This window comes from Streptomyces sp. NPDC024698, from assembly GCF_055559015.1.
In genome coordinates, this window is the sequence record NZ_JBVHLK010000001.1 from 1 (window position 1) to 23,845 (window position 23,845).

Sequence of the window (23,845 nt, forward strand, 5' to 3'; positions counted from 1 at the left end):
AATGGGCCTACCTGCGGCCCTACACCAGCAACGACGAACGCACGGCCGCCCTGGACGACTTCCTCCACGGCTACAACTACCATCGCTGCCACACCGCCCTCGGAGGCCAGCCACCCATCAGCCGTGTGAACAACGCTGCGGGTCAATACACCTAGGCACTACAGCGAGTCGAGGAAGCCGAGTGCCACCTTCCAGGTGGCCTCGGCGGCCTCGGCGTCGTGGTCGGGGAGGTCCGGGTCGGTGTAGAGGTGCCCGGCGCCCGGGTAGCGGTAGATCTCCACGTCGGCCCCGGTTCTCCGCATCTGGAGATACCAGGCGCTCAGCCAGTCGTCCGTCTCGAACTGGTCCGGCTCGGCGACATGCAGCTGGACCGGAAGGTCGTCCACCGACGCGCTCTCGGCGATGTCCGACGTGCCGTGCAGCAGGAGCAGCCCGCGCGCCTTCTCGTCGCCGAGGGCCAGGGTCTGGCCCACCGAGGCGCCCAGCGAGAAGCCCGCGTAGACCAGGCCGCGGTCGGAGTAGGGCGCCGCGGCCAGGACCGCCCGCTTCAGCAGCTCGTCCTTGCCGATCCCCTCGCCGAAGGCCATGCCCTCCTCGACGGTCTCGAAGGTGCGCCCCTCGAACAGGTCGGGGGTCCACACCTCGTGGCCCGCGGCCCGCAGCCGGTCCGCCGCCGCGCGCACCGCGGGACGCAGGCCGTAGGTCGAGTGAAAGAGCATGATGTTCATAAACTCCATGGTGCCAGCCCGCACCGACGACGCCCGGCCGGGCGTGCCCCCGCGGCGGCTCCCTGGGATACCCCGTTCCGGCCCGAGAACACATGTTCATCATGCCGAGGGCCGGTTACGTTCTCAGGCATGGAGAACGTACTGCGCCCGGTGATCGTCGTCGGCGGCTCGGTCGTGCTCACCCTGCTCATCGGATGGTCCGTGGACCGTCTGCTGGGCCGGGCTGCCGACCGGCACAGCGAGACCTCCCTGTGGGGTCTGCTCCGCCGCGGCCGTGTCCCCTTCCAACTGGTCCTGTTCGCGGCCCTGCTCAGAGGCTCCTACGGCCAGGTGCGGGTCCTGGTCGAGCACCGGACCGGCATCGGCAGGACCCTGACCCTGATCCTCATCGGCGCCGCCGCCTGGCTGGTGGTGAGCATCGCCACGGCGGTCGTCGAGACCTCGTACAGCCGCTACGCGAACGCGCACCGCGACCCGGCCAGGATCCGCCGGGTCCGCACCCAGGTCGCGCTGATCCAGCGGGTGGTCACCGCGGTCGTGGGTGTCGTCGCGGCCGCCGCGATGCTGCTCACGTTCCCCGCGATGCGCGCGGCCGGTGCCTCGCTCCTGGCCTCGGCCGGGATCCTCGGCATCGTCGCCGGTGTCGCCGCCCAGTCCACGCTCTCGAACCTCTTCGCCGGACTTCAGATCGCCTTCGGCGACATGGTGCGGCTCGGCGACACCGTGGTGGTCGACGGCGAGTGGGGCACGGTCGAGGAGATCACCCTGACGTTCCTGACGGTCCGGACGTGGGACGAGCGCCGGATCACCATGCCGGTCTCGTACTTCACCTCCAAGCCCTTCGAGAACTGGTCGCGGGGCACTCCCCAGATGACCGGGATCGTCTTCCTGCACCTGGACCACTCCGCCCCGCTGGAGGCGATGCGCGGGAAGCTGCGCGACATCCTGCGCGCGTGCCCGGCCTGGGACGGCCGCGACTACGGCCTCGCCGTCACCGACTCGACGCCCAGCACCATGCAGGTGCGCGCCCTGGTCACCGCGAAGGACGCGGACGACATCTGGACGGTACGGGTCACGGTCCGCGAGCAGCTGCTCCGCTGGCTGGGCGAGCAGCACCCGTACGCGCTCCCCCGCGTCGCCACAGCCGAGGCCGCGCTGCTCCCGGGGCAGGCCCCGCGGACAGGCCGTACGGAGGCGGAGGCGGTGACGGCCCGCACGAACCACGGCCGGCACGCCCACGAGCCGCCCCGCACCGGCCCCGGCCGCGGCTGACCCCCACACCGTCCCTGCCCCGCCCCTGCCGCCGGCGCCGAACCGGGGCCCGGCCGAACCTGCCGGACCCCGGGGCCCGGCAGCGCCACACCTCAGGCGTCACGCCTCAGGCATCAGGCATCAGCGCAGGCTGCGGACGTCGAGATGCCGCAGGACCCGGTCCACGATCTCCGGGTCGGCCCCGGGCTCGCTTCGCGCGGACAGCACCTCGTGCCGGGCCGCGCTCATCATCTCCCCCTGGATCCGCCGCATCCGCTTCATCCGCCGGACCCGCTGCACATGCGCCTCGCGGCGCTCCTCGTCCCCCATGTCGGGACTGATCCGCACACCGATCTCGAAGGCTCGGCGCAGCAACTGCTCGGAGAGCTCCTCCGGCAGCTCCTCGACCTCCTCGATCTCCCGGAGCCTGCGCCGCGCGGCCTTGGCGGCCCGTACCGCGAGCTCCTTCTCGAAGGCCTTCTCGACGTCCTCGTCGGCCCGCACGCCCAGCTTCCTGACCAGCCACGGCAGGGTCAGCCCCTGGAGCACCAGGGTCGCCATGATCACACCGAAGGCGATGAACACGATCTCGTCCCGGTCGGGGAACGGCGACCCGTCGTCCATCTTCAGCGGAATCGCGAGCGCCAGGGCCACGGAGGCGACCCCACGCATCCCGGCCCACCACATGACCACGGTCTCCCGCCACGAGGTCGGGATCTCCTCGTCGTAGTCCCGTTTGGCGTGCAGCCGTTTGGTCAGCCAGGTCGCCGGCAGCAGCCAGGCCAGGCGGACGAACACGACCACCACGACGATCGTGGCGGCCCAGCCGAGCAGCTCGCCCCAGCGCCCCGACGCCGTACGGATCGCGTTGTGCAGTTCGAGGCCGATGAGCCCGAAGGCGACCCCGGTGACGAGCGTGTCCACCACCTCCCAGACGGTCGCCCCGGCGAGCCGGCTCATGACGTCGTCGGCGTCGGTGGCGTACTCGGCCAGGAACAGGGCGGTGACGAGGACGGCGAGGACGCCCGATCCGTGCAGTTCCTCGGCCAGCACGTACGCGGCGTACGGCACCAGCAGGGTGAGGCCGACCTGGAGGGAGGCGTCGCCGACCAGGGTCATCAGCTGGTTCGCGGCCCAGCCGAGTGCCAGCCCGACGGCGAGCGCGACGACGGCGGAGAGAACGAAGTCGAGCCCGGCCCGCCAGGCCGAGAAGCTCCCGCTGACGGCGGCGGCGATGGCGACGTGGTACAGCACGATGGCCGTGACGTCGTTGAAGAGCCCCTCGCCCTCCAGGATCGAGACCAGGCGGCGCGGCAGCCCGAGCTGACCCGCGACGGCGGTCGCCGCGACCGGGTCGGGGGGTGCCACCAGGGCGCCGAGCGCGAAGGCGGCGGCGAGCGGCAGGCCCGGCACGATCGAGCTCGCGACCCCGGCGACGGCCAGCGTGGTGACGAACACCAGGGCCACCGCGAGCAGGAAGATCGGGCGTCGGTTCGCGGCGAACTGTCGCCACGAGGTGCGGCGCACCGCGGCGTACAGCAGCGGCGGCAGCAGCGCGGGCAGGATCAGTTCCGGCGGGATGTCCACGTTCGGGACGAAGTCCAGCACGGCCAGCACCATGCCGAGCAGGGTCATCAGGACCGGCGGGGGAAACCCCCACCGCTCTCCGAGCGGGACGCTGACCACGGCTCCGAGCAGCAGCACGAACAGCAGGGCCAACTGATCCACGGTCAGAGCTCCGACGGGTCTAGACGATCACAGGCGAACCAGACCCCAAGCGTGCCACGCGGCTAGCGCGATCCCCCGCTCACAGCGCCTTGCGCATCGCGCGGTGCGGCATTCCCGCGTCCGCGAACTCCGGACCGTACGCCACGTATCCCAGCCGTTCGTAGAACCCCAGCGCGTGGGTCTGCGCGTGCAGGTCGACCGCGGCCAGTCCCCGCGCGCGTGCCGCGTCCTCGATGGCCCGCACCAGCGCCGCGCCGACGCCGAGCCCACGCGCCTCGCGCGTCACGGCGAGCCGTCCGAGGGAACCGACGGCCGGGTCGCCGCCGACCTTCGCCGTGGCCGCCTCGCCCTCCAGGAGCCGCCCGGTGCCGAGCGGTACGCCGTCCTCGCGGATCGCCAGCACGTGCAGGGCACCGGCGTCGTAGGCGTCGTACTCGATGTCCTGCGGGACGCCCTGCTCGCCGACGAAGACGTCCTTGCGCACCGCGAAGCAGGCCTCACGGTCGCCGGCGTCCTCGGCGACCCGCACGGCGTACACACCCGCCGGGGAGACGTCCGTGTCCGGGGCGCCGCTCACGCGTTGCTCTCCTCGCGCACCTTGTCGAGCGACCGCTGGAGGTCCTCGGGGTAGTCGCTCTCGAACTCCACCCACCGGCCGTCCGCGGGGTGCTCGAAGCCGAGCCGCACCGCGTGCAGCCACTGGCGGGTGATGCCGAGGCGCTTGGCGAGTGTGGGGTCGGCGCCGTACGTCAGGTCGCCGACGCAGGGGTGGCGGTGGGCCGACATGTGGACGCGGATCTGGTGGGTGCGTCCGGTCTCCAGCTTGATGTCGAGCAGGGAGGCGGCGCGGAAGGCCTCGACCAGGTCGTAGTGCGTGACCGAGGGCTTGCCCTCGGCCGTGACCGCCCACTTGTAGTCGTGGTTCGGGTGGCGTCCGATGGGCGCGTCGATGGTGCCGCTGGTCGGGTCCGGGTGGCCCTGCACGAGCGCGTGGTAGCGCTTGTCGACCGTGCGCTCCTTGAACTGGCGCTTGAGCGAGGTGTACGCGTACTCCGACTTGGCGACCGTCATCAGGCCCGAGGTGCCCACGTCCAGGCGGTGGACGATGCCCTGGCGCTCCGCGGCGCCCGAGGTCGAGATGCGGTAGCCGGCGGCCGCGAGACCGCCGATGACGGTCGGGCCCGACCAGCCGGGGCTGGGGTGCGCGGCGACACCGACGGGCTTGACGATCACGAGCACGTCGTCGTCGTCGTGGATGATCTCCATGCCCTCGACGGGCTCGGCGACGATCTGTACGGGGGCGGGGGCGCCGGGCATCTCCACCTCGAGCCAGGCGCCGCCGTGCACGCGCTCGGACTTGCCGACCACCGAGCCGTCGACCGTGACCTTCCCCGCAGCGGCGAGCTCAGCGGCCTTGGTACGGGAGAAGCCCAGCATGCGGGAGATGGCGGCGTCGACGCGCTCGCCCTCCAGGCCGTCGGGCACGGGCAGGGTGCGGATCTCGGGAACGGTGCTCACCCGTCGAGTATGCCGGACGGCTCGGACACCGCCGGACCACGTCCCGAACGTCCGTGCCCGTCCGGAGCCGCCCCGGGGCGTCGTACAGGCCGTGGGAGAGCCGTACGACGGGCCCCGGGCGGGCCCGCGCCGGGGTCAGTCCTTGTGGACGGTGCCGTCCGGGTCCAGGCCGCGGAAGGACAGCAGCACGATCAGGATGCCGCCGCAGACGATCGCCGAGTCGGCGAGGTTGAAGACGGCGAAGTGCTTGGGCGCGATGAAGTCCACGACCGCGCCCTCGAAGACGCCGGGCGAACGGAAGATCCGGTCGGTCAGGTTGCCGAGCGCGCCGCCCAGCAGCAGGCCGAGCGCGATGGCCCACGGCACGCTGTACAGCTTGCGGGCGAGCCGCGCGATGACGACGATAACCGCCGCCGCGATCACCGTGAAGATGACCGTGAACGCCTGGCCGAAGCCGAAGGCGGCGCCCGCGTTGCGGATCGCCTCGAACTTCAGCCAGTCCCCGAGGATGTCGATCGAGTCGTGGTGCTCCAACTTCGCCACCACGATCATCTTGCTGACGAGATCGAGGGCGTACGCCAGCACGGCCACCGTGAAGAGCACGGCGATCCTGCGCCTGCCCCTGGGCCGCTCGGCCGGGACCGGCGCGTCGGCCCCGGGCCGGTCGCCGGACGCCGTGTTCCCGCCGGACCGCTCCGGTTCGGCCCCGGCCGCCCCTGGAATGTCCGGCGTACCGATGATGCGCTCCGCCTCTGCCACGTGAGTGAGTCCCTCGACCTAGGTTCCTGACTGAGGACGAGGGTACGGCACACGCCCGCGGGCCCACGTGCTCAGGATCACTCACGCGCGCGAGGCGGCGCGCCCCCTCGGCGCGCCCCGCCTCGCACCGGGGTGCTCAGTGCCTTCGTTCCTGCTTCTGCTTGCACTCGACGCACAGGGTGGCGCGCGGGAAGGCCTGCATCCGGGCCTTGCCGATGGGGTCGCCGCAGTTCTCGCAGAGCCCGTAGGTGCCCGCGTCGAGCCGGTCCAGGGCGTGCTCGGTCTGCTCCAGCGTCTCGCGCGCGTTCGAGTTGAGCGCCATCTCGTGCTCACGGGTGATGTTCTTCGTACCGGTGTCCGCCTGGTCGTCGCCCGCGCCGTCGCCCGAGTCCCGCATCAGGCCCGCGAGAGCCTCCTCGGACGAGGAGATCTCTGCGCGCAGCCGCAGCGCCTCCGACTGGAGCTCCGCGCGGGCCTCCCCGACCTCCTCCGGCGTCCAGGGGTCCTCGCCCGGCCGCACCGCGAGCTCTCCGGGCTCCACCGCGGCGATCCTCGCCTTCGGTACCGCGGTGGCCTTCTTCGCGGCCGTGGCCGCGCCACGGGTCTTCTTCGCAACCACCGTCGTGGCTCCCGTCGTCTTCGCGGCCTCGGCCGCGCCCTGGGCCGCCGAGGCGGCCGTCTTCCCGGCCCTGCCGGTGCTCTTCCGGGCCGTGCCCGCGCTCTTCGCCGCCGACGCTGCCGGTTTCTGGGACGTGTGCTTCCGCGCCGCCGCCGTCTTCCTGGCGCCGGCCTTCCTGGTGGCCGTCTTCCCGCCCGCGGCCTTCACGGGGACGGTCCCCGAGGACGCCGCCTCCGTGCCCGCCGCCTTCGTCCCCTGCGTCTTGTCGGGCGCCGTCCCGCCGGCCGGTTCGGCCGCCCCGGTGGCCGGGCCCACCGGCTCCGTCCCGTCGGCCGCGTGCGCGCTCTTCGTCCCGTCCATGTCCTTGGCCGCCGCTCTCGTGGATCTGCCCGACGCCGACTGCTGTACGGCGGTCTTCTTCGCCACCATGGCCGCGGCCCCTTCACATATCGTGATCTTGCTCGCGAATCGTGCTGGGACGATAAATCGACCTCCGGCCCGCGGCAACGGGACCCGGCCACGATTCGCCCGCCGCGCGAGCCCCGCGCGGCGAGTCTGCCTGCGTTGTGCCCAGCTCCCCGCCGGGTAATCCGCCGGGACGGGCGTCCCGGGATCCGGACGCGCCCGCCTCGCCATTCGGGTCATCGCGCAGGCCACGGCGGTGACCGGGAAAACCGGTCGGCCGCGCGCCCCGGGGCGCCGTACACTGGGCGCAGCGAGAAGCATGGATGGGGACGAGTAGCGGCGTACGCGGCCAGGAGCGACCCGGGGACGGTGGAAGCCCGGGGGCGAGCGCGACGCGAAGATCACCCCGGAGCCGCCGGCAGAACACCCCTGTGGGGCCAGTAGACCCGGCATCGCGACCCCAATGAGGGGGCTCACCGGCGCGAACGGCGCATCGGGGGGCCAAGGAGGGTGGTACCGCGGGAGCGCGCCGCACACGGCGTCCGTAGCAACACGGCTCTCGTCCCTCCGACGGAAGGCAGAAAGTCCGTTGGAGGAAGCTCGCCGATGACAGCGCCGACGTACCGCCAGGTGCCCGCCCAGGTCGACCTGCCCGCACTCGAGCACGCCGTGCTCGACTTCTGGCGTGAGCAGAAGATCTTCGCCAAGAGCCTGGAGCAGTCCGAGGGCCGGCCGGAGTGGGTGTTCTACGAAGGCCCGCCCACCGCCAACGGCATGCCCGGTGCCCATCACATCGAGGCGCGCGTCTTCAAGGACGTCTTCCCGCGCTTCCGCACCATGCGCGGCTACCACGTGGGCCGCAAGGCCGGCTGGGACTGCCACGGCCTCCCGGTGGAGCTGGCGGTCGAGAAGGAGCTCGGCTTCACGGGCAAGCAGGACATCGAGGCGTTCGGCATCGCCGAGTTCAACGACCGGTGCCGCCAGTCCGTGACCCGCCACACCGACGCGTTCACCGAGCTCACGAACCGCATGGGCTACTGGGTCGACCTCGACGACGCCTACCGGACGATGGACCCCGAGTACATCGAGTCCGTGTGGTGGTCGCTCAAGGAGATCTTCAACAAGGGCCTGCTGGTCCAGGACTACCGCGTGGCGCCCTGGTGCCCGCGCGACGAGACGGGCCTGTCGGACCACGAGCTGGCCCAGGGCTACGAGACGATCGTCGACCCCTCCGTGTACGTCCGTTTCCCGCTCACCTCCGGTCCGCTGGCCGGCCGCGCGGCGCTCCTGGTGTGGACGACCACTCCGTGGACGCTGGTGTCCAACACCGCGGTCGCCGCCCACCCGGGCGTCACCTACACCGTCGTGACGAACGGCGAGGAGCAGCTCGTCGTCGCGCAGCCGCTCGTGGAGAAGGCGCTCGGCGAGGGCTGGGAGCCCACCGGCGAGTCCTTCACGGGTGCCGAGATGGAGCGCTGGACGTATCAACGTCCGTTCGAGCTCATCGAGTTCCCCGAGCCCGCGCACTTCGTGGTCAACGCCGAGTACGTGACGACCGAGGACGGTACGGGTCTGGTCCACCAGTCCCCCGCCTTCGGTGAGGACGACCTCAAGGTCTGCCGCTCGTACGGCCTCCCCGTGGTGAACCCGATCCGCCCGAACGGCACCTTCGAGGAGAGCGTTCCGCTCGTGGGCGGTGTCTTCTTCAAGAAGGCGGACGAAAAGCTCACGGAGGACCTCCAGAGCCGCGGCCTGCTCTTCAAGCACGTCCCGTACGAGCACAGTTACCCGCACTGCTGGCGCTGCCACACCGCTCTCCTGTACTACGCGCAGCCCTCCTGGTACATCCGCACGACGGCCGTCAAGGACCGTCTCCTGGAGGAGAACGAGGGGACCAACTGGTTCCCCGAGTCGGTCAAGCACGGCCGCTTCGGCGACTGGCTGAACAACAACATCGACTGGGCGCTCTCGCGCAGCCGTTACTGGGGCACCCCGCTGCCGCTGTGGACCTGCGAGGAGGGCCACCTCACCTGTGTCGGCTCGCGCGCGGAGCTGTCCGAGCTGACCGCCACCGACCAGTCGGAGCTCGACCCGCACCGCCCGTACATCGACGCGGTGACCTTCCCGTGCCCGCAGGGCGACTGCGGTCTGACCGCGACCCGCGTCCCCGAGGTCATCGACGCCTGGTACGACTCGGGTTCGATGCCGTTCGCGCAGTGGGGCTACCCGTACAAGAACAAGGAGATCTTCGAGAGCCGTTACCCGGCCCAGTTCATCTCCGAGGCGATCGACCAGACGCGCGGCTGGTTCTACACGCTGATGGCCGTCGGCACCCTGGTCTTCGACAAGTCCTCGTACGAGAACGTCGTGTGCCTCGGCCACATCCTCGCCGAGGACGGCCGCAAGATGTCCAAGCACCTGGGCAACATCCTCCAGCCGATCCCGCTGATGGACCAGCACGGCGCCGACGCGGTGCGCTGGTTCATGGCGGCCGGCGGTTCCCCGTGGGCGGCCCGGCGCGTGGGCCACGGCACCATCCAGGAGGTCGTCCGCAAGACGCTCCTCACGTACTGGAACACGGTCGCCTTCCAGGCGCTGTACGCCCGCACCAGCGACTGGGCGCCCAGCGCGGCCGACCCGGCCCCGGCGGACCGTCCGGTCCTGGACCGCTGGCTGCTGTCCGAACTCCACGCGCTCACCGACCAGGTGACGCAGGCTCTGGAGGCGTACGACACCCAGCGTGCCGGAAAGCTCCTGTCGGCCTTCGTCGACGACCTCTCGAACTGGTACGTGCGCCGCTCCCGGCGTCGCTTCTGGCAGGGCGACAAGGCCGCGCTGCGCACGCTGCACGAGGTCGTGGAGACCGTCACGCGGCTGATGGCCCCGCTGACCCCGTTCATCACCGAGCGGGTCTGGCAGGACCTGGTCGTCCCGGTCACGCCGGACGCGCCCGAGTCGGTGCACCTGTCGACCTGGCCCGAGGCGGACCTGTCCGTCATCGACCCGGAGCTGTCGCGCCAGATGCTGCTGGTGCGCCGTCTCGTGGAACTCGGCCGGGCCACGCGCGCGGAGTCCGGGGTCAAGACGCGTCAGCCGCTGTCCCGCGCGCTGATCGCGGCGACCGGCTTCGCGGCGCTCGACCGCGAGCTGCACGCGCAGATCACCGAGGAACTGAATGTGAGTTCCCTCGCGTCGCTCTCCGAGGTCGGCGGTTCACTGGTCGACACCACGGCGAAGGCGAACTTCCGCGCCCTGGGCAAGCGCTTCGGCAAGGGCGTCCAGGATGTGGCGAAGGCCATCGCCCAGGCCGATGCCGCCGCCCTGTCGCTCGCCCTGCGCGAGGGCACCGCGTCGGTCGAGGTCGGCGGCGAGACCGTGACCCTGGCCCCGGACGAGGTCATCATCACAGAGACTCCCCGTGAGGGCTGGTCGGTGGCCTCGGACTCCGGCGCGACCGTCGCGCTCGACCTGGAGATCACCGAGGAGCTGCGGCAGGCGGGTCTCGCCCGCGACGCGATCCGGCTGATCCAGGAGGCCCGCAAGAACAGCGGCCTCGACGTCGCCGACCGCATCGCGCTCCGCTGGACCTCCACGGACCCGGCGGTCCTCGCGGCGCTCGGCGAGCACGCCGGCCTCATCGCCGACGAGGTCCTCGCCACGGACTTCGCCCAGGGCGAGGCCGACGACGCGTACGGGGAGCCGTTCACCGACGAGGGCCTGTCCCTGGTGTTCCGCCTGCGCAAGGCGTGACGCGGACACCCCTCCCGCGCCGAAGGCCCGGGGCCGCCAGGATCTCCTGGTGGCCCCGGGCCTTCGTCGTTCCCGTCCCCGGGACTCCGCTCCCCGAACGCCGGAGGGGCTGAGACCTCCCCGCGCGCGAACGGTGGGCCGGCGGTGCTGAGCCTTTCCCCCCTCGGTTCCGCAGGGCGCCCGTACGGAGTGTCCGGGGCCCTCGGGTCACAGAAGGCCCACGCGACGCCACCGGCGCCTCCTGGGCCCCGTACAGCCCCGTGGCGGGCAGGCAAAAGGGCGGGGCCCCCGGATCTCTCCGGGGGCCCCGCCCTGAATGCCGCCGACGCCTATGGCGTGCGAGCCGCCGTCAGTTGTCGTCCTCGTCGATGAGGAACCCGCGCATCGGCGAGGGCGCCTGCTGCATCGGCGACGGGCCCTGGGGCCGCACCGGAGCCATCGGCTGGGTCATCGCGGGCGACATCTGCTGCTGCCCGCCGTAGGAGGGTCCGCCCTGCGGCGGTCCGCCCATGCCCTGGTTGCCGCCGTAGGACGGCGCACCGGCACCCGCGGGAGCCATCGACGGCGCGGAGGACGCCGGCAGGGAAGCGGCGGCCGGGGTGCGCGGCGGGGCGAGCGAGTCGTCCGCCTGCGTCTCCAGCTGGCGCAGCTGCGACTCCAGGTAGGACTTCAGACGCGTGCGGTACTCGCGCTCGAAGCCGCGCAGGTCCTCGACCTTGCGCTCCAGCGTGGCGCGGGCGGACTCCAGGGAGCCCATCGCGACGCGGTGCTTCTCCTGCGCGTCCCGCTCCAGGGCGTCGGCCTTGGCACGGGCGTCGCGCTCCAGACCCTCGGCGCGGCTGCGGGCCTCACCGACGATCTTGTTCGCCTCGGAGCGTGCCTCGGCGATCGCCTGGTCGGCGGTCTGCTGAGCCAGCGAGAGGACACGGGCGGCACTGTCGCCACCGGGGCCCTGCTGCTGCATCTGCTGACCGGGACCGCCCATGGGACCGCCCATCGGGCCACCCATCGGACCGCCCATGGGGCCACCCATGGGACCGCCCATCGGGCCACCCATCTGCTGCATCTGGCCGGGGCCACCCTGGCCCATGGGGCCACCCATCTGCTGCATCTGGCCGGGACCGCCCTGGCCCATGGGGCCGCCCATCTGCTGCATCTGGCCGGGGCCACCCTGACCCATGGGGCCCTGGCCCATCGGACCCTGACCCATGGGGCCCTGACCCATCGGACCCTGGCCCATCGGGCCCTGACCCATCTGACCCTGGCCCATGGGGCCCTGGCCCATCTGACCCTGACCCTGAGGGCCGCCCTGACCACTGGGACCCGCGGGAAGCGCGGGGGCACCGCTCGGCAGCTGGGGCGGGCCGCCCATGGGACCACCCATGGGACCGCCCATGCCCTGCGGCGGACCTGATATCCCCGCGGGCACAGGAGCGCCGGGCCCGCGCATACCCTGCGGCGGTCCCTGCTGGTCCTGCTGCTCGGGCGGTTTGCGCATACCCTGCTGCTGCTGGTTCTGCGCGGCCGCGCGCGTGGCCGCGGCCAGCTTGGCGCGCAGGTCCTCGTTCTCGCGGAGCAGGCGGGTCAGTTCGGCTTCGACCTCGTCGAGGAAGGCATCGACCTCGTCCTCGTCATAGCCTTCTCGGAGGCGGACGGTCGTGAACTGCTTGTTCCGCACGTCCTCGGGGGTCAACGGCATCTCTTCACCTCAACGTAGTCGTCGGCATTCGGCAAGACCGTATCGTTCACATCGCTCACATCAAGTTCTGCGTAAGTCTGATCAAGATGAAGACGATGATCATCAGCACGAAGAAGGACAGGTCGAGCGCCACGCCCCCGAGACGCAGCGGCGGAATGAACCGCCGCAGAAGCTTGAGCGGTGGATCGGTGACAGTGTAGGTGGCCTCCAGAACGACCACCATCGGCTTGCCGGGTTGCCATGAGCGGGCGAACTGGAAGACGTAGTCCATGACCAGCCGGAAAATCAGCACGATGAGGAAGCACATCAGCGCGATGTAGAAGACCTGCCCGACCACGCTCATGATCCGTGCTTCCCTCTCCCCTGTTTCCTACGGTGTTCCCGGTACTGCGTCTCAGCTCTGGTTGAAGAACCCGCCCTCTGCGATGCGAGCCTTGTCCTCCGCCGTGACATCGACGTTAGCAGGCGACAACAGGAACACCTTCTGCGTCACCCGCTCGATGCTGCCGTGGAGACCGAACACCAAACCGGCGGCGAAGTCGACAAGTCGCTTCGCGTCAGTGTCGTCCATCTCCGTCAGGTTCATGATCACCGGGGTGCCCTCACGGAAGTGTTCCCCGATGGTACGGGCCTCGTTGTAGGTCCGGGGGTGCAGCGTGGTGATCCGGTACGGCTCTCGTTCCGACACGACCTTGGGCATGATCACCGGGGCGTTCTTCTCCAGGCTCTGACGTTCTTGTGTGATGGACGCCACGGGGGCGATACGCGCCGGACGCCCGGACTCCGCGGCGAGCGAGGCGGAATGCGGCACCGGGTCACGAGGCGCCGGAGGCTGTACCACTCGTACCGGTTCGTCCCTTTGGGACGAGTGCGCCTGATGTGACTGGTGCGACGGCTCATGCCGCCGCCGGTCGCGCTCGGGCTCCGGGTCGAGCTCGGGCTCGAAGTCGTCGTCGGGGTCGAATCCTCTGCCGTCGTACCCATCGTCCTCCACGAGGCCGAGGTAGACCGCCATCTTGCGCATCGCGCCGGCCATGCTCTGAGTCCTCCGCTCTGTGGTGGATCGGCTGACGAATTGCCAAGTGCCCGCGATCCACGAGGTCGTTATGCCCGCATTTGGCGGTAATGACCATATTTTCTGCTGTGGTCCGACTTCTTGGCGACGTTACCGGAGGCCGGGTCGGACTCCGAGTACCGCAGTACCGACGCGTACATGTGTCGCTCCGGCCGCCACAGCCTGTTCGAGATCCGAGCTCATCCCTGCCGAGACCATGTTCGCAGCCGGATGGGTCCGGCGCAGGGCAGTCGACAAATCCATCAGCCGCTCGAACGCCTGTCGTTGGTGCCCCGCGTACTCGCCGGTGAGCGGGGCCACGGTCATCAGCCCGTCGAGCCGCAGACCCGGGGAGTCCGCCACGAGTCCGGCCAACTCCTCCACCCCGCCGACTCCCACGCCGCCCCGCTCGCCCCGTCCGCCCTCCTCGGCGTCCAGTGCGACCTGGATGAGGCATCCCACTTCGCGTTCCGCCCGCACCGCTTCCTTCGAGAGGGCGGCGACAAGCCGGGCCCGGTCGACGGACTGCACGAAATCCGCATAACCGACCACAGAACGCACCTTGTTGGTCTGCAATTGTCCGACGAAATGCCACAACAGGGGCAGATCCGAACACTCCGCGCTCTTGGGCGCGGCATCCTGGTCCTTGTTCTCGGCCACGTGCCGTACACCGAGTTCCGACAGGATCCGCACATCGTCGGCGGGATAGGTCTTGGTGACCACGATCAGGGTCACCTCTTCGCGCTTGCGCCCGGCGGTCACACAGGCCGCCGTGATGCGCTCTTCCACTTTCGCCAGGTTCGCGGCGAGTTGCGCCTTACGGTCCGTCATGCCCTATCAGTCCAGCCAGACATATCCCGCGAGCCGCCCCGTGGTGCGGTCCCGTCGGTACGAGAAGTGGTCCTGCGATTCGAGCGTGCACACCGCCGACTGCTCCCGATCGCGCACCCCGAGCCGTTCGAGCTGCGCGTGCACCCCGGCGGTCACGTCGACCGCGGGCGTTCCCCAGCTCGTCACGGCGTACGCCGCGGGCTCCACGGCGGCGACCTCGGCGCGCATCGCGTCGGGCACCTCGTAGCACCGTCCGCAGACGGCGGGTCCGGTGCGGGCGACGATCCTGGCCGGATCGGCGCCGAGTTCCACCATGGCCCGTACGGCCGCGGGAACCACGCCGACGACCATGCCGGGCCGTCCCGCGTGGGCGGCGGCCGCCACTCCGGCGACCGGGTCGGCCAGCAGGACCGGGGTGCAGTCCGCGGTGAGCACCGCGAGCGCGAGCCCCCGCCGTGCCGTGACGACCGCGTCGACGGCGGGGATCTCCGAGGCGCCCCAGGGCTCCTCGACGACCGCCACGTCCGGCCCGTGCACCTGGTTCATCCAGACGACCCGGGCCGGGTCGAGCCCGAGCGCCTTCGCGGCCAGTTCCCGGTTGGCGCGCACGGCGCCGGGGTCGTCGCCGACCGCCCCGCCGAGGTTGAGCTCCTCGTACGGAACGGCGCTCACCCCGCCCCACCTGTCGGTGAAGGCGAAGTGGGCGCCGCTCACGGTGCTCGCAGCGGAGCGCTGTCCTATCACTTCAGGAAGTCCGGCACGTCCAGTTCCTCGGCCGCGCTGTCCGAGTAGGAGCGGGACGGCGGGACCGGCGGGGAGACCGGCAGCTCGCTGACCGGCTCGGGGGCGGGCTCCGGAGCCGGCTCCTTGGGCGTCACGCTGCCGAGCGACCCGAAGGACGGGCGGCTCTCGGCCTGGCGCGCCGGGGCGGGCTCCTCGCGCCGGGCCGTGGCCGAGCCGAGGACGTTCTCCCGCTTGGCCGGCGGCTGCCCGCCGTCGAAGCCGGCGGCGATGACGGTGACACGCACCTCGTCGCCGAGGGCGTCGTCGATGACGGCGCCGAAGATGATGTTGGCCTCGGGGTGGGCCGCCTCGCTGACCAGCTGGGCCGCCTCGTTGATCTCGAACAGGCCGAGGTCGGAGCCGCCGGAGATGGACAGCAGGACGCCGCGGGCGCCGTCGATGGAGGCTTCGAGCAGCGGCGAGGAGATCGCCATCTCGGCCGCCGCCACCGCGCGGTCGTCGCCGCGGGCCGAGCCGATGCCCATGAGGGCCGAACCGGCCTCGGACATGACCGACTTGACGTCGGCGAAGTCGAGGTTGATCAGACCGGGCGTGGTGATGAGGTCGGTGATGCCCTGGACGCCGGAGAGCAGGACCTGGTCCGCCGACTTGAAGGCGTCGAGGACGGAGACCTGGCGGTCCGAGATGGACAGCAGCCGGTCGTTCGGGATGACGATGAGGGTGTCGACCTCTTCGCGGAGCTCCGCGATGCCGTCCTCGGCCTGGTTGGCGCGGCGCCGGCCCTCGAAGGTGAACGGACGGGTGACCACGCCGATGGTGAGGGCGCCCAGCGAGCGGGCGATGTTGGCCACGACGGGCGCGCCGCCGGTGCCGGTGCCGCCGCCCTCGCCGGCCGTCACGAAGACCATGTCGGCCCCCTTGAGGACCTCCTCGATCTCCTCGCGGTGGTCCTCGGCGGCCTTGCGGCCGACTGCCGGGTTCGCTCCGGCCCCGAGGCCGCGCGTGAGTTCACGGCCGACGTCGAGCTTGACGTCGGCGTCGCTCATCAACAGCGCCTGCGCGTCGGTGTTGATGGCGATGAACTCGACGCCCTTGAGACCGACCTCGATCATCCGGTTGATGGCATTGACACCACCGCCGCCGACACCGATGACTTTGATGACTGCGAGGTAGTTCTGCGGTGCTGCCACGTCGAAGGCCTCTCGCCTCGAGTTACGTGTCGTCGCCTCGCACGCTCGCGATCCGACGACTGATGCCGAGTGGGACGGTCCGAACGCCGACCCGAACCCTAACGCTGAAGTTTAGGGTTACCAGTGTGTCTGTTCCTTGGACTCTTCCGAACAGGACACTAAGTCGACAAGTGGCGCGCGTTCAACGAACACGCCGAACCTCCCGTTTTTCTTTTCACCCTATGTGATCAGGCGCGGCACTGCCCAACCAGGGTGCTGGCCTGCGCGGATGCGGGTCAACTGCCCGACGACGCGGGGGCGGTGGGGGCACTCACATCGAAGTGCCGGGCCCCGGAATCGGCTTTCATGAGAGCGAGGAGTGTCCTGGCCTTGGCCGGGCCCTTCTCGACGCTGCCCCACTCGACGGTCCGGCCACCGCTCAACTCCAGGGAGACGGCGTCGTACGAACGGACCCTGACGGTACGGGTGTCACGGGCGACCCGGGCCGGGAGGTCCCCCGCGATCCGCACCGCCTCGCGCACCAGCCGGTCGGCGGGGAAGCGGCTCGGCGCGCTGCTCCTCGGCACCGCCAACTCCAGGACGGGCACGCCCTTCGGGGCGTCGGGCACCGTCGCGAACCGCACGCCGCCTGCGTCCACTTCGACGAACTTCGCGCCTTTTCTGATGATCAGGACGGGAGTCCGTTCGGTCACGTTCAGACCGATTCCGTGCGGCCAGGACCGGACGACGTCGACCGAGTCGATCCGGGGCAGTCGCTTCAGCAGCCGTGCCTCGATCGCGTCCGTGTCGACGGAGACCAGCGGGGATCCGACCGGCACACCGGCCGCCTGCCGCACCTGCGCGTCGGTCAGCACCCGCGTCCCGGAGACGGACACGCGCTCGGTGCGCAGCCAGGGGGAGCCGTAGAGAACCCACATGGCGGCCGCCCCGGCCAACACCAGGGCGAACAAAAGGATGATGAGCCTATGAAGGCGGCGGAGCCGCCCCACGAGGGGCGGCCGGGGCGGGCCGGACTCCAGCTTCTGGCGTTCACCGCGCTCGGCGGTCGACGGTCCGGCCACGCTCCCTGCCTTCCCTCATGCGGTCCTAGGGGCTACCGCTCGGATCATGCGCGCGACGCCGTGAGCCGGGCCGGCCCGATCCGAGCGGCGGACCCTAGCGGTGGCGCGAGGCGATCGCCTCGTACACCATGCCGACGAGCAGGTCGTCGGCGTCACGGCGGCCGAACTCGCTGGCGGCGCGCGACATCTCGTACAGCCTGTGCGGGTCGGCGAGCACGGGCAGCACGTTCTGCTGCACCCACTGCGGGGTCAGCTCCGCGTCGTCGACCAGCAGTCCGCCGCCGGCCTTGACCACCGGCTGGGCGTTCAGCCGCTGTTCGCCGTTGCCGATGGGCAGCGGGACGTAGGCGGCGGGCAGTCCGACGGCGGAGAGCTCGGCGACGGTCATCGCGCCCGCGCGGCAGAGCATCATGTCGGCCGCGGCGTACGCGAGATCCATCCGGTCCACGTACGGTACCGGGATGTACGGGGGCATCCCCGGCATCTGGTGCACCTGCGGCAGTTCGTTCTTCGGGCCGACCGCGTGCAGGATCTGGATCCCGGCCTGCTGGAGGTACGGAGCCGCCTGCTGGACCACCTCGTTGAGGCGGCGGGCGCCCTGCGAGCCGCCCGACACCAGGAGCGTGGGCAGGTTCGGGTCGAGCCCGAACGCGGCGCGCGCCTCGGGGCGTACGGCGGCCCGGTCGAGGGTGGCGATGGAGCGGCGCAGCGGGATGCCGATGTAACGGGCCCCGCGGAGCTTGCTGTCGGGCGTGGAGACGGCCACCTGGGCCGCGTACCGCGATCCGATCTTGTTGGCGAGTCCGGGCCGGGCGTTGGCCTCGTGGATGACGATCGGCACGCCGAGCCGCTTGGCGGCCAGATAGCCGGGCAGCGCCACATAGCCGCCGAAGCCGACGACGGCGTCCGCCTTGGTCCGCTCCATGATCTGCTCGACGGCCTTGATCGTGCCGCGCAGCCGCCCGGGAACCGTGATCAGCTCGGGGGTGGGCTTGCGCGGCAGCGGCACGGCCGGGATCAGCGCGAGTTCGTAGCCGCGCTCGGGCACGAGCCGCGTCTCCAGACCCCGTTCCGTGCCCAGGGCCGTGATCCCCACGGTCGGGTCCTGCCTGCGCAGGGCGTCCGCGAGGGCGAGCGCGGGCTCGATGTGGCCGGCGGTCCCCCCGCCGGCGAGTACGACATGCACCGAAATTCACCGCTCTCCGGACGAACGCGCCGCAGAGGCACGCCGTCTCATCGTGTTCCATCTCCGGGGCCCCGCGGCCCTTGCGGACTCTCTCACCGCACCCCGCTTTCTGCCAAAGCGGGGTTGTCGCAGCGCGAGAGCCGCCCGCGCAGCGGGGTCGTCACGCGCGAAGGCGATCAGCAACCCGATGGCGAACATGGTCGGCAGCAGGGCGGAACCCCCGTAGGAGAACAGCGGGAGCGGGACACCGGCGATCGGCAGCAGACCGAGCACCGCACCGATGTTGATCACGGCCTGGGCCGTGATCCAGGTGGTCACGCCTCCCGCGGCATACCTCACGAAGGGGTCCTCCGTGCGTCCGGCCACGCGGATACCCGCATAGCCTAGAGCCGCGAAGAGGGCGAGCACCGACAGCGTCCCCGCGAGGCCCAGTTCCTCCCCGGTGACGGCGAAGATGAAGTCGGTGTGCGCTTCGGGCAGTTGTCCCCATTTCTCCACGCTGGCGCCGAGGCCGGAGCCGAACAGGCCGCCGGAGGCGAGGGCGTAGATGCCGTGCACGGCCTGCCAGCAGGTGTCGTGCGGCCCCGGCTCGGTCGCCCCGATGCAGGCCAGCCTGGACATGCGGTTGGGGCTGGTCTTGATGAGCACGAAGCCGATCGCCAGGGCGACGGACAGCACGCCCACGAACAGCCGGGTGGGCGCTCCGGCCAGCCACAGCAGGCCGAACAGGATGGCCGTGAGGATGATCGCCGTGCCCATGTCGCCGCCGAGCATGATCAGTCCGAGCAGCATGAAGGCGGCGGGCACCAGCGGCACGAGCATGTGCTTCCACTGGGTCAGCAGCCGCTTGTCCTGCTTGCGGGCGAGCAGATCGGCGCCCCACAGGACGAGCGCGAGCTTGCCGAACTCGCTGGGCTGGATCTGGAACGAGCCGCCCAGGGAGATCCAGTTCTGGTTGCCGTTGACCGAGAGTCCTATCCCGGGCACCTGCACCAGGGCCATCATGAAGACGGCGCCCGCCAGGATCGGATAGGCCAGCGCCCGGTGCAGTCTCACCGGCATCCGTGAGGCGGCGAACAGCAGCACACCGCCGATCAGGGCGGCCAGGAACTGCTTGCGGAAGAAGAACGACCCGGGCAGCGACAGCTGGAGCGCCGTGATCTGCGAGGCCGAGTAGACCATCACGAGTCCCAGCACGGTGATCAGCAGGCTGCCGCCGAGGATCAGGTAGTACGCGGTGAGCGGCCGGTCCCAGGCCTTGCGGGCGCGCAGGTAGAAGCGGCGTACGGGGTTGTCGCCCGGCGCCCCGGCGGCGGGCCGGCCGGCCCGGCGCACGGGAGGGCGGCCGGTGCGGCTAGTCGGCATCGGAGTCTTCGGTCCACAGCGATGTCACGGGTCCGTCCCTCCCAGGTTGGCCCGGCCAGGCAACCGGGTCAGGCGCCGAGTTCGCGGACCGCCTCCGCGAACGCGTCACCGCGCTTGTTGTAGTTGGCGAACATGTCCATGGACGCGCAGGCCGGGGCCAGCAGCACCGTGTCCCCGGGCTCGGCGAGCCTCCTGGCCTCCTGGACAGCCGCGAGCATCGCCCCAGTGTCGGTCCGGTCGAGGTCGACGACCGGTACCTGGGGGGCGTGTCGCGTGAGGGCTTCGCGGATCAGCGCGCGGTCCGCGCCGATCAGGACGACGCCCCTCAGCCGCTTCGCCGACCGTGCGACCAGTTCGTCGAAGGTCGCGCCCTTGGCGAGGCCTCCGGCGATCCACACGATCGACTCGTAGGCCGCCAAGGAGGCTTCCGCCGCATGCGTGTTGGTGGCCTTGGAGTCGTCGACGTAGGCGACCTCGTCCACGTCGGCCACGTGCGCGATGCGGTGGGCGTCGGGGGTGAAGTCCCGCAGTCCGTCCCGAACGGCCCGCGCGGGCACCCCGTAGGCGCGCGCGAGGGCCGCCGCGGCAAGGGCGTTGGCGATGTTGTGCGGGGCGGCCGGAGTGACGTCGGAGACCTCGGCGAGCTCCTGGGCGTTCTTCTGCCGGTTCTCGACGAAGGCGCGGTCGACCAGGATGCCGTCCACGACGCCGAGTTGGGAGGGCCCGGGGGCGCCGAGGGTGAAGCCGACGGCCCGGCAGCCCTCCTCGACGTCCGCGGCGCGCACCAGGTCCTCGGTGGCCTTGTCGGCCACGTTGTAGACGCAGGCGACGCGATTGCCTTCGTAGATACGGCCCTTGTCGGCGGCGTACGCCTCCATGGAGCCGTGCCAGTCGAGGTGGTCGGGCGCGAGGTTCAGCACGGCCCCCGAGTGGGCGCGCAGCGAGGGCGCCCAGTGGAGCTGGTAGCTGGAGAGTTCGACGGCGAGGACGTCGTACTCCCGCTCGCCGAGGACCGCGTCGAGCAGGGAGACGCCGATGTTGCCGACCGCGGCCGTGCGCAGGCCCGCCGCCTTCAGGATGGAGGCGAGCATCTGCACGGTCGTGGTCTTGCCGTTGGTGCCGGTGACCGCGAGCCAGGGTGCCGGCTTCCTGCCGTCCAGTTCCCGCAGCCGCCAGGCGAGTTCGACGTCGCCCCAGACCGGGACGCCGGCCGCGGCTGCCGCGGCGAACAGCGGCTTGTCCGGCTGCCAGCCGGGCGCGGTGACGATGAGCTCGGTGCCCTCGGGCAGGGTCGCGCCGTCACCGAGGCGCACGGTGACGCCGAGTGCCTCCAGGTCGGCTGCCTGTGTCCGGGCCCGTTCGTCGTCGCCGTCGTTGACGACGGTGACGCGCGCGCCGAGGCCGTGCAGGACCCTGGCCGCCGGAATTCCCGAGACGCCGAGGCCGGCGACGGTGACGTGCTTTCCCTGCCAGTCGGTCACTTCTGGGCTGCCCATCCTGCGTAGAAGAGGCCGAGTCCGACGATCACGCAGATGCCCTGGATGATCCAGAAACGGACCACCACGAGGACCTCGGACCAGCCCTTGAGTTCGAAGTGGTGCTGGAGCGGTGCCATTCGGAAGACGCGTTTGCCGGTCAGCTTGAAGGAGCCGACCTGGATGACCACCGACATGGTGATGAGGACGAACAGGCCGCCCATGATGGCCACCAGCAGCTCCGTGCGGGAGAGGATGGCCAGGCCGGTGAGGACACCGCCGAGGGCGAGCGAACCGGTGTCGCCCATGAAGATCTTCGCGGGCGAGGTGTTCCACCACAGGAAGCCCAGGCAGGCGCCCATCAGGGCGGAGGCCACCACGGCCAGGTCGAGCGGATCGCGCACTTCGTAGCAGGCGCCCGGGTTGGTCAGGGTCGTCGCGTTGGCGCAGGACTCCTGGAACTGCCAGACACCGATGAACGTGTAGGCGCCGAAGACGAGCACGGAGGCGCCGGTGGCGAGTCCGTCCAGACCGTCGGTCAGGTTCACGCCGTTCGACATCGCGAGGATCATGAACAGCGCCCAGATCACGAACAGCACCGGGCCGATCTTCCAGCCGAAGTCGGTGATGAACGACAGCTTGGTGGAGGCCGGGGTGTTGCCTCGGTTGTCCGGGAACATCAGGGCCAGCACCGCGAAGGAGATGCCGACGATCAGCTGTCCGGCCATCTTCGCCTTGGCCCGCAGACCGAGCGAACGCCTCTTGACGATCTTGATGTAGTCGTCCAGGAACCCGACCATGCCCATGCCGAACATCAGGCCGAGGACGAGCAGACCCGAGTAGGTCGGCGCGTAGCCGGTGATGAGCTTGCTCAGGAAGTACGCGGCGATCGTCGCCAGGATGAAGGCGATACCACCCATGGTCGGTGTACCGCGCTTGCTGGCGTGCTCGCGCGGGCCGTCGTCGCGGATGTACTGGCCGTAGCCCTTGCGGGCCAGCAGCTTGATCAGCAGCGGAGTGCCGGCCAGGGTCAGGAACAGACCGAGTACACCCGAGAACAGGATCTGCTTCATCATCGGGCGGAAACCTCACCCTCGGTACCGTCGGAGAGCAGCGCGAGCGCCACCCGTTCCAGCCCGACGGACCTGGACGCCTTCACGAGCACGACGTCCCCTGGGCGCAGCTCGCTGCGCAACAGGTCGACAGCCGCCTGTGCGTCGGACACGTGCACCGACTCCTCACCCCACGAACCCTCGTTATATGCGCCCAGTTGCAGCCAGGACGCTTCCCTGCCCCCGACCGCGACGAGCTTGCCGACATTGAGCCGGACGGCAAGCCGTCCGACCGCGTCGTGCTCGGCGAGCGCCTCGTCCCCGAGCTCGGCCATCTGACCGAGCACCGCCCACGTACGACGCCCCTGGCCCATCGCCGCGAGCGCGCGCAGGGCGGCTCGCATGGACTCGGGGTTCGCGTTGTAGGCGTCGTTGACGACCGTCACGCCGTCCGGACGCTCGGTGACCTCCATCCGCCAGCGGGAGAGGGAGCCCGCCTCGGAGAGCGCGCGGGCGATCTCGTCTGCGGACATGCCCAGCTCATGGGCGACGGCGGCCGCGGCGAGCGCGTTCGACACGTGGTGCTCACCGTACAGGCGCATGGTCACATCACTGCACCCGGAGGGTGTGCGAAGACTGAAGGAAGGCTGTCCGCTCTCCGTGAGCCGGACGTTCTCGGCCCGTACGTCCGCTTCGCCGGACTCTCCGAAGAGGATCACGCGTGCCTTGGTGCGCGACGCCATGGCGCGTACGAGGGGGTCGTCCGCGTTGAGGATCGCGGCACCGTCCTCGGGAAGGCTCTCGACGAGCTCTCCCTTTGCTTGCGCGATCTGTTCGCGGCCGCCGAACTCGCCGATGTGGGCGGTGCCGACGTTGAGGACGAGACCGATCCTCGGCGGGGTGAGCTCCGTCAGATAGCGGATGTGGCCGATGCCGCGGGCGCCCATCTCCAGCACGAGGAACTTCGTCTCCGCGGTGGCGCTGAGCGCGGTGAGCGGCAGCCCGATCTCGTTGTTGAGGGAGCCGGGGGTGAAGACGGTCGGCGCCTTGCTCCGCAGCACCTGGGCGATCAGGTCCTTGGTGCTGGTCTTGCCCGCGGAGCCGGTGAGGGCCACGAGGGTCGCGCCGAGCCGTTCGACGACGTGGCGGGCGAGGGCACCGAGTGCCGTCTGCACGTCGTCGACGACGATGGCGGGCACGCCGACGGGGCGGGACGCCAGGACGGCGGCCGCTCCGGCCTCGATCACCGCCTCGGCGTAGTCGTGGCCGTCCACGCGTTCGCCGACGAAGGCGACGAAGAGGCTGCCGGACTCCACTTCACGGGAGTCCCTGACGACCGGTCCGGTGACCTGTAGCTCCGGATCCGGTATGTCGTACGTCTGCCCGCCGACGACTGCTGCGATCTCGGCGAGGGAGAGGGCGATCACAAG

Annotated in this window: 20 protein-coding genes and 1 pseudogene; 3 read left to right on the forward strand and 18 right to left on the reverse strand. The window is 70.8% G+C overall.

Going from position 1 to position 23,845, the window contains the following annotated elements; translation table 11 throughout:
* Positions 1 to 155: pseudogene (locus ACZ4AA_RS00005) on the forward strand (IS481 family transposase); the annotation flags it as partial.
* 3 nt (positions 156 to 158) lie between these two features.
* On the opposite strand, the gene ACZ4AA_RS00010 reads toward ACZ4AA_RS00005, so the two are convergent.
* Positions 159 to 728: a dienelactone hydrolase family protein gene (locus ACZ4AA_RS00010; protein ID WP_467592771.1), complete on the reverse strand. Its 570-nt coding sequence runs from the start codon at positions 726 to 728 to the stop codon at positions 159 to 161.
* A 129-nt stretch (positions 729 to 857) separates the two neighbouring features.
* Here ACZ4AA_RS00010 and ACZ4AA_RS00015 point away from each other — a divergent pair, with 129 nt between their 5' ends.
* A complete protein-coding gene (locus ACZ4AA_RS00015; RefSeq protein ID WP_467592774.1) occupies positions 858 to 2,000 on the forward strand; it encodes a mechanosensitive ion channel family protein in 1,143 nt (380 codons plus the stop codon).
* A gap of 120 nt (positions 2,001 to 2,120) precedes the next feature.
* Here the strand turns inward: ACZ4AA_RS00015 and ACZ4AA_RS00020 are convergent, their stop codons facing one another.
* From ACZ4AA_RS00020 to ACZ4AA_RS00040, 5 genes are all read right to left on the reverse strand, one after another.
* Entirely contained in the window at positions 2,121 to 3,707 is a 1,587-nt protein-coding gene (locus tag ACZ4AA_RS00020) for a Na+/H+ antiporter (RefSeq protein ID WP_467592777.1), read from the reverse strand.
* A gap of 79 nt (positions 3,708 to 3,786) precedes the next feature.
* Positions 3,787 to 4,245 carry a GNAT family N-acetyltransferase gene (locus ACZ4AA_RS00025; protein ID WP_467595039.1) on the reverse strand — a complete coding sequence of 153 codons (459 nt, stop codon included), beginning with the start codon at positions 4,243 to 4,245 and terminating at the stop codon, positions 3,787 to 3,789.
* A 35-nt stretch (positions 4,246 to 4,280) separates the two neighbouring features.
* Entirely contained in the window at positions 4,281 to 5,225 is a 945-nt protein-coding gene (locus ACZ4AA_RS00030; protein ID WP_467592779.1) for an RluA family pseudouridine synthase, read from the reverse strand.
* Positions 5,226 to 5,360: 135 nt separating this feature from the next.
* Positions 5,361 to 5,984 carry a signal peptidase II gene (gene lspA / locus ACZ4AA_RS00035; protein WP_467592782.1) on the reverse strand — a complete coding sequence of 208 codons (624 nt, stop codon included), beginning with the start codon at positions 5,982 to 5,984 and terminating at the stop codon, positions 5,361 to 5,363.
* Positions 5,985 to 6,120: 136 nt separating this feature from the next.
* Positions 6,121 to 7,032 carry a TraR/DksA family transcriptional regulator gene (locus ACZ4AA_RS00040; RefSeq protein WP_467592785.1) on the reverse strand — a complete coding sequence of 304 codons (912 nt, stop codon included), beginning with the start codon at positions 7,030 to 7,032 and terminating at the stop codon, positions 6,121 to 6,123.
* A 582-nt stretch (positions 7,033 to 7,614) separates the two neighbouring features.
* On the opposite strand from ACZ4AA_RS00040, the gene ileS reads away from it, so the two are divergent.
* The gene (gene ileS / locus ACZ4AA_RS00045) at positions 7,615 to 10,758 is read left to right on the forward strand and encodes an isoleucine--tRNA ligase (RefSeq protein ID WP_467592788.1); all 3,144 of its coding nucleotides are present in this window, start codon (positions 7,615 to 7,617) and stop codon (positions 10,756 to 10,758) included.
* A 349-nt stretch (positions 10,759 to 11,107) separates the two neighbouring features.
* Here ileS and ACZ4AA_RS00050 read toward each other — a convergent pair whose 3' ends face one another.
* The 12 genes from ACZ4AA_RS00050 to ACZ4AA_RS00105 form a co-directional block, all read right to left on the reverse strand.
* Positions 11,108 to 12,457 (reverse strand): DivIVA domain-containing protein, encoded by a 1,350-nt coding sequence (locus tag ACZ4AA_RS00050; RefSeq protein WP_467592791.1) that lies wholly within the window; start codon positions 12,455 to 12,457, stop codon positions 11,108 to 11,110.
* 55 nt (positions 12,458 to 12,512) lie between these two features.
* The gene (locus ACZ4AA_RS00055) at positions 12,513 to 12,800 is read right to left on the reverse strand and encodes a YggT family protein (protein ID WP_467592794.1); all 288 of its coding nucleotides are present in this window, start codon (positions 12,798 to 12,800) and stop codon (positions 12,513 to 12,515) included.
* Positions 12,801 to 12,851: 51 nt separating this feature from the next.
* Entirely contained in the window at positions 12,852 to 13,493 is a 642-nt protein-coding gene (locus tag ACZ4AA_RS00060; protein ID WP_467592797.1) for a cell division protein SepF, read from the reverse strand.
* Between the two features lie 129 nt (positions 13,494 to 13,622).
* Complete coding sequence (locus ACZ4AA_RS00065; RefSeq protein WP_467592800.1) at positions 13,623 to 14,342, reverse strand: YggS family pyridoxal phosphate-dependent enzyme; 720 nt, start codon at positions 14,340 to 14,342, stop codon at positions 13,623 to 13,625.
* A gap of 6 nt (positions 14,343 to 14,348) precedes the next feature.
* Positions 14,349 to 15,086 (reverse strand): peptidoglycan editing factor PgeF, encoded by a 738-nt coding sequence (gene pgeF / locus ACZ4AA_RS00070; RefSeq protein ID WP_467592803.1) that lies wholly within the window; start codon positions 15,084 to 15,086, stop codon positions 14,349 to 14,351.
* A complete protein-coding gene (ftsZ, locus tag ACZ4AA_RS00075) occupies positions 15,083 to 16,276 on the reverse strand; it encodes a cell division protein FtsZ (RefSeq protein WP_385406656.1) in 1,194 nt (397 codons plus the stop codon). Before ftsZ ends, pgeF begins: the two co-directional genes overlap by 4 nt.
* Positions 16,277 to 16,551: 275 nt before the next feature.
* A complete protein-coding gene (locus ACZ4AA_RS00080; protein WP_467592807.1) occupies positions 16,552 to 17,337 on the reverse strand; it encodes a cell division protein FtsQ/DivIB in 786 nt (261 codons plus the stop codon).
* 94 nt (positions 17,338 to 17,431) lie between these two features.
* Positions 17,432 to 18,523 (reverse strand): undecaprenyldiphospho-muramoylpentapeptide beta-N-acetylglucosaminyltransferase, encoded by a 1,092-nt coding sequence (gene murG / locus ACZ4AA_RS00085; RefSeq protein WP_467592810.1) that lies wholly within the window; start codon positions 18,521 to 18,523, stop codon positions 17,432 to 17,434.
* Between the two features lie 6 nt (positions 18,524 to 18,529).
* Positions 18,530 to 19,888: a putative lipid II flippase FtsW gene (ftsW, locus tag ACZ4AA_RS00090; protein WP_467592813.1), complete on the reverse strand. Its 1,359-nt coding sequence runs from the start codon at positions 19,886 to 19,888 to the stop codon at positions 18,530 to 18,532.
* 68 nt (positions 19,889 to 19,956) lie between these two features.
* The gene (gene murD, locus ACZ4AA_RS00095; protein ID WP_467592816.1) at positions 19,957 to 21,384 is read right to left on the reverse strand and encodes a UDP-N-acetylmuramoyl-L-alanine--D-glutamate ligase; all 1,428 of its coding nucleotides are present in this window, start codon (positions 21,382 to 21,384) and stop codon (positions 19,957 to 19,959) included.
* Positions 21,366 to 22,436 (reverse strand): phospho-N-acetylmuramoyl-pentapeptide-transferase, encoded by a 1,071-nt coding sequence (gene mraY / locus ACZ4AA_RS00100; RefSeq protein ID WP_385406670.1) that lies wholly within the window; start codon positions 22,434 to 22,436, stop codon positions 21,366 to 21,368. The genes murD and mraY overlap by 19 nt, the downstream gene beginning before the upstream one ends.
* Positions 22,436 to 23,842 carry a UDP-N-acetylmuramoyl-tripeptide--D-alanyl-D-alanine ligase gene (locus ACZ4AA_RS00105; protein ID WP_467592819.1) on the reverse strand — a complete coding sequence of 469 codons (1,407 nt, stop codon included), beginning with the start codon at positions 23,840 to 23,842 and terminating at the stop codon, positions 22,436 to 22,438. Before ACZ4AA_RS00105 ends, mraY begins: the two co-directional genes overlap by 1 nt.
* Positions 23,843 to 23,845: the final 3 nt, after the last annotated feature.